Below are 13,607 nucleotides of genomic sequence, written 5' to 3'. Positions count from 1 at the left end.
TGAGCATGCTTGTCTTAACTCGTTGGTTCCGGCGCGCCCTTGTCAGCGGTGTCTGTGTCGCGGGACTGCTGGGTGCCGGGGTGGTTCCTGCCCTCGCAGAACCGGGTGATCCCGGCGATCCGGGCATCCAAGAACCGGCGCCCCCGCCGCCTCCCGGTGAGCTTCCGCCACCCCCGCCGCTGCCGTGGGAACTGCCGCCACCGCCGCCTGCGCCCGATGCACCGCCTCCTGGTGAGGTTCCGCCGCCTCCGGCGCCGACCACACCGCCTCCGGGTGCGCCTCCGACGGGCGATGTGCCGCCGCTGCCGGTGGGGTTGCTGAAGAACTCGCCCAACAACGGTGACGTTGTCGGCGTGGCCCAGCCGGTAACGATCGTCTTCGCCGCGCCGGTCACGGACAAGAAGGCCGCCGAGGCCGCCGTCAAGATCACCACGTCGAAGTCTGTGCCGGGATATTTCTACTGGTACACCGATCAGCAGCTGCGCTGGAAGCCCACGCAGTTCTGGCCCGCGAACACTGATGTGAACGTGAATGCGGGTGGCACCAAGTGGAGCTTCAAGGTCGGTGACGCCTTCGTGTCGACGGTCGACGATGCGACGTACACGATGACGGTGACCCGGAACGGGGTCGTGGAACGCACCATGCCCATGTCGATGGGTAAGCACGACAAGAAGCATGAGACCAAGAACGGCACGTACTACGTCAGCGAGAAGTTCCAGAAGATGGTGATGGACTCGTCCACCTACGGGGTGCCGGTCAATTCAGCGGAGGGCTACAAGCTCGACGTGTTCTGGGCTACCCGCATCTCCAACTCCGGCATCTTTGTCCACGCGGCGCCGTGGTCGGTGGGTGCGCAAGGTAAGCAGGACACCAGCCACGGCTGCATCAACCTGAGCACCGACAACGCCACCTGGTACTTCAACCAGTCGCACCCCGGTGACCCGGTGATCGTGAAGAACTCGCCCGGTGGTCCGTACAAGGACTACGACGGTTACGACGACTGGCAGCGCTTCTAGATTCTCCGACGTAATACGAGAAAGCCCCCGACCAATGGCCGGGGGCTTTCTCGTCGCGGAAGGTCAGGACCAGATGCGCACGCGCCAGCAGGAAAATCTCGTAATCCATGGTGAGACCGAAGGTCAGTGCGAGAGCCAACGGTGGGATGCTGCTGTCGATATTGGCCTTATGGAAGCCCAGGAATTCCAGCCATCCCCACTGGAAGACGATCACCAGACTGCCGTAGGCGGCGGCTACCGAGAGCACCGTCATCACCACACCCTTGAGCGCCAGCACCGGTGAGCGCAGCGTGGCCAGCAGCATCACGAATGCGAGTACACAGACGAACGCGAATACGCCCAACAGGGAGTGTTCGACTCTGTTGTCGTAGTCGAACAGCAAGGCCGTCGGCCCGCCGACATTGATATCGGCCCCCGAATCCTTGAGCGCATCGGGCACATTCACGCGGAGCCAGCTCACGGTCTCGCGTGCGGCAGTCGCTTCGGGGTCCACCGACAGCACGGCCGAGATCAGCGCGTCATGCCCGCCCGTGGAGAAGACCGGATCCGAGACCCGCGCGATGTTGGGGGCCTGCGCAATCGTTTCCCTGGCGGTCTCGAGGGCTTGTGCGTGGGCGGGGTTGTCGGCGTTGGCTGTGCCATTGGTTTCGCCGTCGAAGGTGAGCAGTATTTGGACCGGTCCGAGTGCACCCGGTCCCATGGCGACGGCCGCAGCGTCGATGCCCCGACGGATCTCATGGGACGAATCGAATTGGCGCAGCATGCTATTGGAGACCTGCATCTGCAGGCTCGGCGCGGCGAGCGCGAGCAGGAATATCGTGGCGCCCAGCGCGGAGAGCCATGGCCTGCGCATAACCTCCTGGGTCCACTTGCGCCAGAATGGAATTGAATGCTTACGCAGCGGTGACACGCGCAAAAGCCGGGACTGCTTGGCCGCGGCCTTGCCGAAGATGGCGAGCAGTGCGGGCATCAGTGTGGTGGAGGTGAGGACGGCGATGGCGACGACGATGATGGCGCCGGAGGCCATCGACGCCAGCGCGGGGGTGCCGATCAGGTAGATACCGGCGAGGGCGGCGATCACCGTCAGGCCGGAGAACGTGACGGTGAGGCCCGAGGTGGCCATGGCCCCGGCGATGGCCTCTTGTCTGTTCTTCCCGGAGTTCAGTTCCTCGCGGTAGCGCATGAGGATGAATAGGGAGTAGTCCACCGCGACGGCGAGGCCGATCATGGTCACCGTCGGCAGGGCGAACACCGAAATAGTGGTGATGTTGGACAGCGCGAGCACGAGCGCAACGCTCAGCGCCACCGTGCACAGGCCCAGGAGCAAGGGCAGGGAGGCCGCGGCGAGGGAGCCGAACGCGGCGATCAGCACAATGAGGATGACCGGGATGTTCCACTTCTCGGCCTGTTTGATGTCGCCGGCGATCTGTTCGGTCATCGCGGCACCCAGCGCGCCTTGGCCTATGACATACAGGGACACGCGACCGCCAGCGATCTGCCCGGGCTCACCCCCGTGCACACCTATCTTCTTGCGAAGGTCCTTGGCGATATCGGTCGCGCCGGTGTTGTCGAACCCGATGCGCAGGGTGACGACGAACGGGCGGTCCGGTTGCGGAGTGAGCTGCGGGGGAATGGGCTCGACCGAAACCTGGGGGATCTGCGCCGCCACCTGCTTGAGGTAATCGACGGCGGCCGTCATATCGGCGACGGTCGCATCGGGTCGCGGCGCGGCGACCAGGGCCAGGGGAGAAGCTCCGTGATCGCGGAATCCGGTCTCCATCGCGTCGTGCACCGTCAGTGACTGCGATCCGGCGACCTCGAAACCACCGCCGGTGAGTTTTTCGCCGCGGCAGGCGACCAGACCCACCGCAGCGACAATAAGAATCAGCCAGACAGCGACCGTTAACCATCGATACCTGCGAAGGTAGTCGCTGGTGCGCATCATGACTGACTGCACGAGGGGTCCTGTCGTTCGGTGTGACGCACGCAGTCTCCTGTGGCGTGGTCGTGATGCTACAGCAACGCGACCAACCGTGCCCCCTGTCTACATATATCCCGGCAACCTGCGATGACACGTTTACTAACAGCCTGCCTTGGCGAAAAACCAGTGGTGGCTGGACGTGCCTTTCAGGCTCCCTGGCAACGTTGTGGTGGACGAAAAATAGGATCGTGAAATTCAGAATCTGGCCGACGATAAAGACTCGGTAACCTTCTGGTGACTACGCGCGTCCGTGTTTCGAAATGGCGCTGAATTTCGATACCTTGGCTGTAATCCCCCAACCAAGTAGGAGGAATGTCATGTCAGCCACAACCTCGCGGCGCACGGCCTACGGCTTGCTGAGCGCAGGTGTTCTCGCTGGCGGGCTCGCGATGAGCGCCTTGGCACCGATTGCCGCGGCCGAACCAGTCCCCCCGACTCCCGCCCCGGCTCCAGCGGCTCCCGCCGCGCCGGCACCCGCCCCAAACGCCGCCGCACCCGCTGCGGCAACGGTGACTCCGGCCACACCCACACCGGACGGATGCCAGGCCAGCAAGATGACCAAGACCGTCGGCAACGTGGTCCAGAACGCGGCGGGTTACCTGGAGCAGCATCCGGACGTCGATGCGGCCTTCACCGAGATCAAGGCGGCCCCGCAGGACCAGATCGCCGCCAAGACGCAGAGTTACCTGGTGTCGCGGCCCGATGTGGCCGGTTCACTCGGTGGCATCGCCGCACCGCTGAATGACCTGCGCACCAAGTGCGGTCTGCCGCTGGATCTGGCACAGGTCGTCAACGGTGGCGGATTGAACCCCGCGGCGATGGGTGTGAACCCGGCACTGCTGACCGCGTTGTCACAGAACCCGGCCGCCCAGCAGGTGGCGCAGAACCCGGCAGCCCAGGCCCTCGTGCAGAACCCGGCCGTGCAGTCCGCTATTCAGAACCAGGCACCGGCGGCCACCTTCCCGCAGGGACCCGGACCAGTGCCCGGCCCAGCCCCCGCCGTCACCGCGCCGGCTCCTGCCGGACCGGTGGGCACGGGTCCCGCGCCCGGCCCGCGCGTCTAGCGGCACCTACGCATATCGAGTGTGCGGATTTCGGTGAGATCGATCCAGATTTCACCAGAATCCGCACACTCGGCGTTGTGGGACTAGCGAGTTAGGGCCTCTGAGCCTGCCGCCGGCGCGACATCGTCGTGACGGTTGAGGTACCGCACTGAGAGCAGTACCGCGGCATAACCGGCGAGGGGCACCAGCACGGCGGCGAAACCTTCCATGCAGCCAGCTTGCGCGGGCTCGGGGCGAGTATCCAAGCGTGTTGACGAGATCCTGACGGCGGTCCGGTACTTCTTGACTAGCTATTGGGCGTGCTGATCAGCCGGCTCGCGATGCCCCGCCACCCGAGCAGGAACAACGCGGTCACCACCGACGCGACGATGACAAAGCTGAACGCCACACCCTGGTTGCTCAGTCGGCGCAGGATCATCCCGAACAGCACGGTGCAGACCCACACCGCAATCCCGGTGCGGGTCACCGACGTCGGGCGCGACCATCCCCGGCTCAACAGCCAGCCGATACCGGCCCCGGACAGGAACGGCCATGCCGTCTCCCATACACCGGCCAGTGTGATGCCCTCGGCATGGCTGCGGCGGCCGATGGTGCAGAAGACCAAGACGCCGATGACATCCAGTACGAGTGAGAGCAGTACGGACATCACCGGCGCCTGAGGTGACGAATTCTGTTGCACGCTGGGCATTCCCCGACCGTAGCGGGTGCCGCGCGGCGATCAGTTGGAGGGTGCCTCCGGGTGACCGGCCTCGATGTTGAAGGTCAGCGTGACCTTCTCGCCGACCAGTCCGGCACCGCCGGTGACGCCGAAGTCACCGCGGTTGATCTCAGCACTGGCCTCAAAACCGGCGACAGCGCCACCCTGTGCTCCGGCTCCGACGCCCTCCAGGGAGAGGTTCAGCGAGACCGGCTCGGTGACACCGTGCAGGGTCAGTTCGCCGTCGACGATGTAGTCGTTTCCGCCGGCTTCTGGATGGGCACGGACCGAGGTGGACCGGTAGGTGGCGGTGGGGTGGTTCTCGGTGTCGAAGAAGTCGGCCGAGCGCAGGTGGCCGTCGCGCTGGTCGTTGCGGGTGCTGACGGAGGCCACGTCGATGGTGGCCGAAACCGAGGGCGTGCCGTCTTCGGCGACGGTGATTTCACCGCTGAAGTCGGTAAACGAGCCGCGAACCTTCGAGACGCCCAGATGGCGTACGGAGAAGGTGATATCCGAGTGAACCGGGTCGATGGTCCAGGTTCCGGCGGCGAGAACGGGTGCGGTGGTGGTCATGAATGCTCCTCAAAGTTGGGGTGAGACATTCATGCCAACCGGACTATGGTCCGCTTTGTTCCGGTGGATCGGAAGAATTTTGTGGAGAATCTTCGGACCGAGCGTTGGCGTCGGGTCCGGGCTCTTTGGTTGAGTTCGGGGTGGCGTCGGGGTCGATCTGGCTCTCGTCGCGGAAGAGGAAGAAGAAGATGACCCAGCCGATCGCCGAGATGAAGATCCAGCTCACGACGCGGTAGATGAGCATCGCGGAGATCGCGTCGGGCAACGTCATCCCCGAGGACACCAGGCCGGGAACCAGAAAGGCCTCGACCACCAGCAGTCCACCGGGCATGAGCGGAAGCGAGCCGGCGGCACGGGCCGCGGCATAGGCGACCATGACGCCGACCAGGGAAGGTCGACTCCCCACGGCGTAGGCGGCGAAGGCCAGGCAGGCCACATCGGCGATCCAGTTGAACAGCGACCATCCGAACGCCTCGCCGAGGGCACGGCGGGTCAGCGTCACCGCTTCCATCTGTTTGAGGATCTCGCGCCAGCGGGCGACCCCCATCATCGGAGGCTTGGCGCGCAGATCATTGACCCAGCGCAGGACCCGTACGCCGATGCCGTCGAGCATCTCCGGCCGGGACGCCACCGCCTGCGCCAGGACCAGAATGGCCAACAATCCACCGATGCTGAAGATCAGCGAGAACGGGTTGGTCTTGGCACCCAAGAGGAATGCTCCGCCGAGGCCGAGGATCGCCAACCCCACCGCCTGCAGTACCCCGGACATCACCAACTGCCAGGACGCGACCACCGGGGTTGCACCCCATAGTCGCTGCTGTCGATAGATAAAGGTGGCCGACAGCACCGGGCCGCCGGGCAAGGTGGTGCTCAACGCATTCCCGGCGTAGAAGGCGGCCTCGGAGCGCCATTGACGTATCTTCACGCCGGCGGAACGCAGCAGCGTCCGTTGGATCTGCGCGAAGCTGTGCATCGACGCCATGGCGGCCAAGACTGCCGCCAGCACCCACCACAGGTTGGCGGTCTTCAGGCTGCGCCAGGCCGCTGCCAGCTGCGGTGAGATGTACCGGATTTCCACCGCCAGCACGATCGCGAATACAACGAAAATTGCCCACCGTAACCACCAGTACTTTCCCCGCTGCTTGATGACGGGTTGTGGCGCGGTGTCTGCCTCGGGGTCGTCGGGACAGGAGCCAGGGCCGCTTCGCTCAGGCGGCATATTGCCGCCGACGATACGGTCTGGGTCATCGGGCACGGGCACCACAGTAACGGCGCGGGCGGGCCACTTCTTTCAGGTTCCCGCAGGCCACGCTAGGTGTGTCGCCCTGGTGCGGCCCCGGAGCAGCACAGAGTCGCCGTGATCCCAGTGTTTTTGCTCATCAGGATCGGCGAAATACAGCGCATTGGTGGATGCGAGGAGTCGGCTGGGACGGTGTTTCGCCAGCTCGGTAAGTCGCGATGCCTCGTTCACCGGGTCACCGATCACCGAGTATTCGTAGCGTTCGGGTGCTCCGACGTTCCCGGCGACGGCAAGGCCCGCCGACACCCCGATCGCGAACTCGAACGGATGCGGGAAATCCTCGTTGAGCCGGTCGCGTAGCTCACGCGCGGCGGCCAGGCATGCCGTGGTGGCATCCGGGCGATGCAGCGGCGCGCCGAAGACTGACAGCGCCTCGTCGCCGACGAATTTGTTGACGAAGCCTCCGCGGCTGTCGACGACCTCCACCACGATGCGGAAGAAGTCGTTGAGAATCGTCAGCACTTCCTCGGGGGCGCGATCGGCGGCCATTGAGGTCGACCCGATCATGTCGACGAAGAAGACTGCGACATAACGGTTTTCGCCGCCAAGGTTGGTGCCCAGCTGAAGTGCCTGGCTGGCCACGTCGGCGCCCACGTGTTTACCGAACAGCTCGCGCAGCTGACGGCGTTCCTCGCCGACTTGCATCATCCGGTTGAACCCGGCCTGTAGGACACCCAGCTCGCTGCCGTCGTAGACATCGACGCGCGCCTCGAAGTTGCCTTGCGCCACATCGGTGATGGCCGAGCGCAGCTGACGCACCGGGTCGGCCAGCTGCCCGGCCGTAAGCAGCGCGAGCCCATAGCTGGCGACCAGAGTGGTCGAGACAATGAGGAGGACGGTGAGGGCAAGCCCGCGCGTCGAGGTCAAATCATCGGGCTTCCAGAGGGCCATGCCGCACAGGGCGATGATCCCGATCGCCGGTGCCAGGGTGCCGATCCACCAGCTGAGCCGGACCCGCACGAACACCGAGGGTGCGAAACGGCCGTGGAACTCACTGGCGCTCAATGCCTTGGCCGCTATTGGTCGCAGGATGCGTTCACCGAGCAGATAGGTCAGACCGAAGCTGCCCGTCGCGGATTGCAGGCAGCCGATGATGGTGGCCAGGGTCCATTTGGAGTCGTGGGCGGCGCCTATCGCGATGAAGACGGCCGCACCAATGGCCCACCCACCGAGGTGGACCAGCGACTGTTGCAGGGGCGCGGTTAATGCGGTGCGCAACTCCAGGGCCGTCGGTGGCCCGCCCCGGCAGTACCAGCGGGCGAGGCGATGCTCCATGTGCAGGGCCCATCCCACACTCGTCACCACCATGAGGCCGAAGAGCGCCCAGAACAAGGGCGGGCCGTTCTCGAAGACCCAGTCATGGGGTGGCTGTTTGAAGGGCATCCAGTGGCGCAGGAAGTAGAACAGCAGCAGCAGAGTCGCGGAGTTGATGCCGACCATCGACGCTACGAACACGGTCCACCGGGGGCCCAGCACATGCATGGCCCGAAACCATTCGCGCAGCCGTTCCATCACCTAGGTATTCCGATCGGTCTACTTCACTTGTACTCTTCTTTATCCGCTATGACGAAGCATGCCAGTTCGTGCAGGTATTGCGGATGCGTATGTGGCGGCTGCGGTCGTGCCACGGAACCTACTGCGCGGTAGGGTTCGGTCCATGACGCAGCGCAGCATGCCGGTCCTCGAAGGAGTGGACCACCAGTACGTACAGGCTGGGGACGTGAAGATCCACGTTGCCGTTGCCGGACCGCAGGATGGACGCCCCGTGGTGCTCTTGCACGGCTGGCCCGAGAACTGGTGGATGTGGCACAAGGTCATTCCCGCCCTCGCCGATGCCGGATACCGGGTGCACGCCATGGATCTGCGTGGCGCGGGCTGGAGTGAGGTCGCTGCGACAGGGTATGAGAAGGAGCAGTTCGCCTCCGATGTACTGGCCGCGGCCGATGCGCTGGGGCTCGAATCCTTCGACCTGGTCGGACACGACTGGGGCGGCTGGACTGCGCAGCTGGTGGCCCTGAAGGCGCCCTCGCGGATCCGGCGGCTGGCCATCCTCAACATCCCGCCGGTATGGCAGGAGCCGGGCCGCGTTGCCAGACACGCCCACAAGCTGGCCTACCAGCTCGTGGTGGGAGCCCCGGTGGTCGGGCCGCTATCGCACCTGTCGCCGACCCTGTGGTGGTTCATCCGCCGCAGTGGAATGCCCAAGGACTCGGTGGACTTCTTCCGCGGCTGTTTCCGTGATCGCGACCGTCGGGTCGCGGGATCCAAGATCTACCGGTCGATGGTCGGCAAGGAATTCGCCAAGCTTGCGCGCGGCCCCTATGACGATCAGAAACTCGCGATGCCGGTACGGGTGCTGTTCGGGCTCGACGATGTGGCCGTGCATCCGTCGCTGCTCGATGGCTTCACGGACCACGCCGACGACTTGAACATCACGGAGGTGCCCAATTGCGGTCACTTCATCGTCGACGAGCAGCCAGAGCTTGTCGTGAAGTGGCTGACCGAGGTGCTGGCCGAGCCCGCGCCGAAGGGATAGTTGCCGATTGTGAAGCTCTTCGCGCAAGCGGCTCATCGCCGTTAGGCTCAGCGCATGACGCACACTGACGCTGCTGAGTCGGTTCATCCGTATGTGCGCAAGGGGGCGGCGTGGGCTTGGCGCCTGCTGGTGTTGCTCGCCTTCGGGATCACATTCTTGTGGTTGTTCTGGCATCTCAACACGATCACCATCCCGCTGCTGCTCGCCCTGATGGGTTCTGCACTGTTGGTTCCGACAGTCAATTACCTTCAGCGGCATAAGGTTCCGCGCTCGTTGGCGGTTGTCGTGGTTCTGCTGACCGGTACCGCCGCGGTCGGCGGGATCCTGACCTTCGTGGTGGACCAGTTCATCAAGGGTCTGCCAGACCTCTCGGCTCAGCTGACCAACAGCATTGAGTCACTCAAAAACTGGGCGATTCACAGCCGGTTCCACATCAGCGAGGAGCAGATCAGTAAGGCCGGCGACGCGCTGGTCAATACCATCAAGGACAACCAGGGCAGGGTCACCAGCGGGGCGCTGGCCACGGCCACCACGGTCACCGAGATCCTCACCGGCGCCGTCCTGACGTTGTTCACCATCATCTTCTTCCTGTACAGCGGAAAGGAGATCTGGGAGTTCGTCACCCGGATCTTCCCGACGTCGGTGCGGCCACGTGTGCGTCGCGCCGGTGCCCTGGGCTTCGGTTCGCTGATCGGCTACGTGCGTGCCACCGTGGCTGTGGCACTGGTCGACGCCATCGGTATCGGGGTGGGCCTCGCGGCTTTCAGTGTGCCGCTGGCGCTTCCCCTGGCCTCGCTGGTGTTCCTGGGAGCGTTTATCCCCATTATCGGTGCGGCGATCTCCGGGTTTGTGGCGGTGTTCATCGCGCTCATCACCAAGGGAGCCTTCACTGCCGCGATGATCTTGGTCATCGTCATTGTGGTGATGCAGGTGGAGGGCCATGTGCTGCAACCGCTCATCATGGGCCATGCGGTGCAGATCCACGCGCTGGCCGTGGTGCTGTCCATCGCCGCCGGCGGCGTGCTGGGCGGAATCATCGGCGCGCTGTTGGCGGTGCCGACGGTCGCGGTGCTCAATACCGCCATCCGCGCCCTCATCGAGCCGGCGGATTCCGACGATCCGTACCTGGTTGAGGGAGAAGAGGAAGCCGAGATCTTCGACCCGGAGATGGTGCCGGCCAATGGCCCCCCGGCGGTCGGTGCCGGTCCGGGCAACGGAGTGCCGGAATTGGGCCCGGCCCCACCCAAGGACTGACGAATTCACATGGCATCCGGAAACGGAACCGTCCCACGCTGGGTGAGCGGTAACGATCCGACGGCATCGCTGTGGCGTGCCGCGCAGGTGTTCCGATTGGCGAGTTTTGGATACGCGCTGCTGGCCTCACAGTTGGCGTCCTACACCCACTACGATCGGCAAGCGTTGAGCTGGGCACTGTATGCCGGCATGGCGATATGGACCGGGTTTGCGGCAGTTGCTCTGTCGCGCAACTGGTTCCGGCGTTGGCAGGTGGTGTTATGCGATCAGGTGATCGTGATCGCGCTGATGCTCGCCGGGCGGCTGGTCGTTGATGTGCAGTGGTACAGCGGTCATCAGACGCTGCCGACCACGCTGTGGGTGGCCAACGCCGTGGTCTCCATGGGCTTGTTGCGCGGGCAGCTCGCCGGTGTCATATCCGGATTCGTCCTCGCCGCGATCAGTATCGCGGCGCGCGGGCTACCCGTCAGCGCGCTGTGGCTCGACGCCACGATGCCGGCGTTGGTGGTGGTAGGACTCGCGATCGGCGCCGCATCGACCACCGCGAAACGCACCTTCCATGAACTGCGGCGCGCGGAACGTGCGGCCGCGGCGGCGATCGAACGTGAACGACTCGCGCGCCAAGTGCATGATGGGGTGCTTCAGGTGTTGTCGTACGTGAAGCGGCGGGGCACCGAGATCGGTGGCCCGACCGCAGAACTGGCCGCCATCGCCGGTGAACAGGAAGTGGCACTGCGGGAGCTGATTTCGGGTGCTACCCAGACGATGCTCGCCGATGACGAATTGGTCGACCTGCGCCCGCTCCTGCGCACACAGGCCAGTACCGCCGTCTCGGTGTCCGCGCCGGGCTCACCGGTGCTCATCGGTCAGCACATGGCCAGTGAGCTGGCCGCCGTGGTGCGCAGCGCACTGTCCAACGTGGCATTGCACGCCGGGAAGGAGGCGCACGCCTACGTGCTCATCGAAGATCTGGAGGACTCGGTGGTCGTGACGGTGCGCGATGACGGCAGTGGCATCGCCGACGGCAGGCTGGATCAGGCCGAGCGTGAGGGGCGGATGGGTGTGTCCCGGTCGATTCTGGGGCGGGTGGCCGACCTCGGCGGGGCCGTCCTGCTGGAGACAGCGCCGGGCGCGGGCACCGAATGGGAGATTACGGTGCCCAAGTCTCAGGAGGTGGGGGTGTGACCGACAGTCCGGAAAGCACTGACAACGAGCAGATTTCGGTGATGGTGGTCGATGACCATCCGATGTGGCGCGATGGGGTTGCCCGCGACCTGCAGGCGGCGGGGCTGCGCGTCGTGGCCACTGCCGACGGTGTCGCTTCGTCCGGCCGGATCGCCGCGACGGTGAAACCCGCTGTGGTGCTGATGGATATGCAGTTGACCGACGGCGATGGTGCACAAGCCACCGCAGCGGTGCTGGCGGTGTCCCCGGGTAGCCACATCTTGGTGTTGTCCGCCTCCGCCGAACGCCAGGATGTGCTGGAAGCGGTGAAGGCCGGAGCCACGGGGTACCTGGTCAAGAGTGCGTCCGCCGCCGAGCTGATCGACGCGGTGAAGGCAACAGCCAAGGGGCAGGCCGTGTTCACGCCGGGTCTGGCCGGGCTGGTGCTCGGGGAGTTTCGGCGTATGTCCAGTGCTCCGGCGGCGGACACCGACGACACGCCTCGGCTCTCCGAACGGGAAACCGAGGTACTGCGGCTGGTGGCCAAGGGATTGAGCGCCAAGCAGATCGCCACGCGGCTCTCGCTGAGCCACCGCACCGTCGAGAACCATGTGCAGTCCACGCTGCGCAAGCTCCAGCTGGGTAACCGGGTGGAACTGACGCGGTACGCCATCGAACACGGCTTGGACGAATAGGGCCTTCCGGCTCTCTGTCCCCTCGCCGGAAACGCCGGTGACGCATCCTCTCAGCAAACATCGATAGATCAGCGCTGGCGATCAGTGCGGCTCTTGGACCCGCGCTTATGGCTCAAAAAGCAATGACCAACATTGCGCACCGCCAGCGGTCAGCCACGGGTGATCCGCTCATCGACCGGATTCGCGAGCGGGCGCTCAGATTGTCACGTTATGCGAAAAATGTTTTTCACCAATGTAATTCGATCCACTACTTCCGGCCTTCCAGGGCGCATCCGGATATGCATGACGCAGAACTGTGATCCAGGGCACAGTATACCGATCGGTGTGATTTAGGATATGACCGACTATTCAATTAACGATTGATCATTTATCGTCAACGCTCACTGGCATCGCAGCCCACGGCGCGCCAGCGAATACCGGAATCAATGAGGAGTCTGGAATGCGTTGTGCGCTGTATCCGGTTACGTCATGACCGCAGTTGATGGAAAGGTCGCGACCGAAGACGGTGTCGCGGCGATCCAGGACTGGGCCACCGGCTACGTCAAGCGCCACCCGCTCGAATCCCTCAGCACGGTCGGTGAGCAGTTCATGCTCGGCGTCCGCACCATTCAGTGGTTCTTCATCGACCTGTTCGCCGGCCAGTTCCAGTGGCAGGAGTTTGTCCGGCAGGGCGCCTTTCAGGCCTCGACGGCCGTGGTGCCGGTCATCCTGGTGACGCTGCCCATCGGTGTCACGCTGTCGATCCAATTCGCTTTGTTGGCAGGCCAAGTGGGTGCCACCTCGTTGGCCGGAGCGGCCAGCGGTATCGCGATCATCCGGCAGGCCGCATCGTTGGTGGCCGCGGTGTTGATGGCGTCGGCGGTGGGCTCGGCGATCACCGCCGACCTCGGCTCGCGCACCATGCGCGAGGAGACCGACGCCATGGAGGTCATGGGCGTCTCGGTGATCCGGCGACTCGTGGTGCCCCGATTCGCGGCGGCCATCATGATCGCCGTGGCGCTGACGTGTGTGGTGTGCTTCGTCGGATTTCTTGGCGCCTACCTGTTCAACGTCTACTGGCAGGGCGGTGCACCCGGAAGTTTCGTGTCGACCTTCGCCTCCTTCGCCACGCCCGGCGACATGGTGTTGGCAGTCTTGAAGGCGATCATCTACGGGGCCATCGTGGCAGTCGTGTCGTGTCAGAAGGGCTTGTCCACCAAGGGTGGTCCCATCGGTGTCGCGAACTCCGTGAACGCCGCGGTGGTCGAATCGATCTTGTTGTTGATGGTCGTCAATGTCGCCATCAGCCAGCTGTACATCATGATGTTCCCGCGGACGGGGCTGTGAC

The 13,607-nt window shown here is 64.5% G+C and carries 12 protein-coding genes and 1 pseudogene; 7 read left to right on the top strand and 6 right to left on the bottom strand.

Annotated features, from left to right (window positions below; genetic code table 11):
* Positions 1-5: 5 nt before the first annotated feature.
* Positions 6-1,016, top strand: coding sequence for a L,D-transpeptidase (locus tag DSM43276_RS21890; protein ID WP_078328416.1), 1,011 nt, complete (start codon positions 6-8; stop codon positions 1,014-1,016).
* 79 nt (positions 1,017-1,095) lie between these two features.
* Here DSM43276_RS21890 and DSM43276_RS21885 read toward each other — a convergent pair.
* Positions 1,096-2,961: pseudogene (locus tag DSM43276_RS21885) on the bottom strand (MMPL family transporter); the annotation flags it as partial.
* A 353-nt stretch (positions 2,962-3,314) separates the two neighbouring features.
* Here DSM43276_RS21885 and DSM43276_RS21880 point away from each other — a divergent pair.
* Positions 3,315-4,061, top strand: a complete 747-nt coding sequence (locus DSM43276_RS21880) for a hemophore-related protein (protein ID WP_078328409.1) — start codon at positions 3,315-3,317, stop codon at positions 4,059-4,061.
* 83 nt (positions 4,062-4,144) lie between these two features.
* On the opposite strand, the gene DSM43276_RS23960 is transcribed toward DSM43276_RS21880, so the two are convergent.
* From DSM43276_RS23960 to DSM43276_RS21860, 5 genes are all read right to left on the bottom strand, one after another.
* Positions 4,145-4,270, bottom strand: coding sequence for a hypothetical protein (locus DSM43276_RS23960; protein ID WP_267899784.1), 126 nt, complete (start codon positions 4,268-4,270; stop codon positions 4,145-4,147).
* A gap of 77 nt (positions 4,271-4,347) precedes the next feature.
* Positions 4,348-4,749, bottom strand: a complete 402-nt coding sequence (locus DSM43276_RS21875) for a DUF3054 domain-containing protein (protein ID WP_078328408.1) — start codon at positions 4,747-4,749, stop codon at positions 4,348-4,350.
* Between the two features lie 30 nt (positions 4,750-4,779).
* The gene (locus DSM43276_RS21870) at positions 4,780-5,331 is read right to left on the bottom strand and encodes a YceI family protein (RefSeq protein ID WP_078328407.1); all 552 of its coding nucleotides are present in this window, start codon (positions 5,329-5,331) and stop codon (positions 4,780-4,782) included.
* Positions 5,332-5,374: 43 nt separating this feature from the next.
* Complete coding sequence (locus tag DSM43276_RS21865) at positions 5,375-6,550, bottom strand: lysylphosphatidylglycerol synthase transmembrane domain-containing protein (RefSeq protein WP_078328592.1); 1,176 nt, start codon at positions 6,548-6,550, stop codon at positions 5,375-5,377.
* A gap of 72 nt (positions 6,551-6,622) precedes the next feature.
* Positions 6,623-8,146: an adenylate/guanylate cyclase domain-containing protein gene (locus tag DSM43276_RS21860; RefSeq protein WP_078328406.1), complete on the bottom strand. Its 1,524-nt coding sequence runs from the start codon at positions 8,144-8,146 to the stop codon at positions 6,623-6,625.
* Positions 8,147-8,288: 142 nt separating this feature from the next.
* Between DSM43276_RS21860 and DSM43276_RS21855 the strand changes: the two genes are divergently transcribed.
* The 5 genes from DSM43276_RS21855 to DSM43276_RS21835 all read left to right on the top strand — a co-directional run bounded on the left by DSM43276_RS21855 (position 8,289) and on the right by DSM43276_RS21835 (position 13,606).
* Complete coding sequence (locus DSM43276_RS21855; RefSeq protein WP_078325893.1) at positions 8,289-9,167, top strand: alpha/beta fold hydrolase; 879 nt, start codon at positions 8,289-8,291, stop codon at positions 9,165-9,167.
* A gap of 54 nt (positions 9,168-9,221) precedes the next feature.
* Positions 9,222-10,421 carry an AI-2E family transporter gene (locus tag DSM43276_RS21850; RefSeq protein WP_078328405.1) on the top strand — a complete coding sequence of 400 codons (1,200 nt, stop codon included), beginning with the start codon at positions 9,222-9,224 and terminating at the stop codon, positions 10,419-10,421.
* A gap of 9 nt (positions 10,422-10,430) precedes the next feature.
* Positions 10,431-11,606, top strand: a complete 1,176-nt coding sequence (gene macS / locus DSM43276_RS21845; protein ID WP_078328404.1) for a MacS family sensor histidine kinase — start codon at positions 10,431-10,433, stop codon at positions 11,604-11,606.
* 41 nt (positions 11,607-11,647) lie between these two features.
* Positions 11,648-12,280 (top strand): LuxR C-terminal-related transcriptional regulator, encoded by a 633-nt coding sequence (locus DSM43276_RS21840; RefSeq protein WP_078328590.1) that lies wholly within the window; start codon positions 11,648-11,650, stop codon positions 12,278-12,280.
* 468 nt (positions 12,281-12,748) lie between these two features.
* Complete coding sequence (locus DSM43276_RS21835; protein ID WP_078328403.1) at positions 12,749-13,606, top strand: MlaE family ABC transporter permease; 858 nt, start codon at positions 12,749-12,751, stop codon at positions 13,604-13,606.
* The last annotated feature ends 1 nt before the right edge of the window (position 13,607 follow it).

The sequence above is a fragment of the Mycobacteroides salmoniphilum genome (genome assembly GCF_004924335.1).
Classification (GTDB): Bacteria; Actinomycetota; Actinomycetes; order Mycobacteriales; family Mycobacteriaceae; genus Mycobacterium; species Mycobacterium salmoniphilum.
This window is presented reverse-complemented; position numbering and strand designations above follow the sequence as displayed.

Coding starts and splice junctions, on each gene's coding strand:
- DSM43276_RS21890 (WP_078328416.1), top strand. CDS start 6: ATGCTTGTCTTAACTCGTTGGTTCCGGCGCGCCCTTGTCAGCGGTGTC.
- DSM43276_RS21880 (WP_078328409.1), top strand. CDS start 3,315: ATGTCAGCCACAACCTCGCGGCGCACGGCCTACGGCTTGCTGAGCGCA.
- DSM43276_RS23960 (WP_267899784.1), bottom strand. CDS start 4,270: ATGGAAGGTTTCGCCGCCGTGCTGGTGCCCCTCGCCGGTTATGCCGCG.
- DSM43276_RS21875 (WP_078328408.1), bottom strand. CDS start 4,749: ATGCCCAGCGTGCAACAGAATTCGTCACCTCAGGCGCCGGTGATGTCC.
- DSM43276_RS21870 (WP_078328407.1), bottom strand. CDS start 5,331: ATGACCACCACCGCACCCGTTCTCGCCGCCGGAACCTGGACCATCGAC.
- DSM43276_RS21865 (WP_078328592.1), bottom strand. CDS start 6,550: ATGCCGCCTGAGCGAAGCGGCCCTGGCTCCTGTCCCGACGACCCCGAG.
- DSM43276_RS21855 (WP_078325893.1), top strand. CDS start 8,289: ATGACGCAGCGCAGCATGCCGGTCCTCGAAGGAGTGGACCACCAGTAC.
- DSM43276_RS21850 (WP_078328405.1), top strand. CDS start 9,222: ATGACGCACACTGACGCTGCTGAGTCGGTTCATCCGTATGTGCGCAAG.
- macS (WP_078328404.1), top strand. CDS start 10,431: ATGGCATCCGGAAACGGAACCGTCCCACGCTGGGTGAGCGGTAACGAT.
- DSM43276_RS21840 (WP_078328590.1), top strand. CDS start 11,648: ATGGTGGTCGATGACCATCCGATGTGGCGCGATGGGGTTGCCCGCGAC.
- DSM43276_RS21835 (WP_078328403.1), top strand. CDS start 12,749: ATGACCGCAGTTGATGGAAAGGTCGCGACCGAAGACGGTGTCGCGGCG.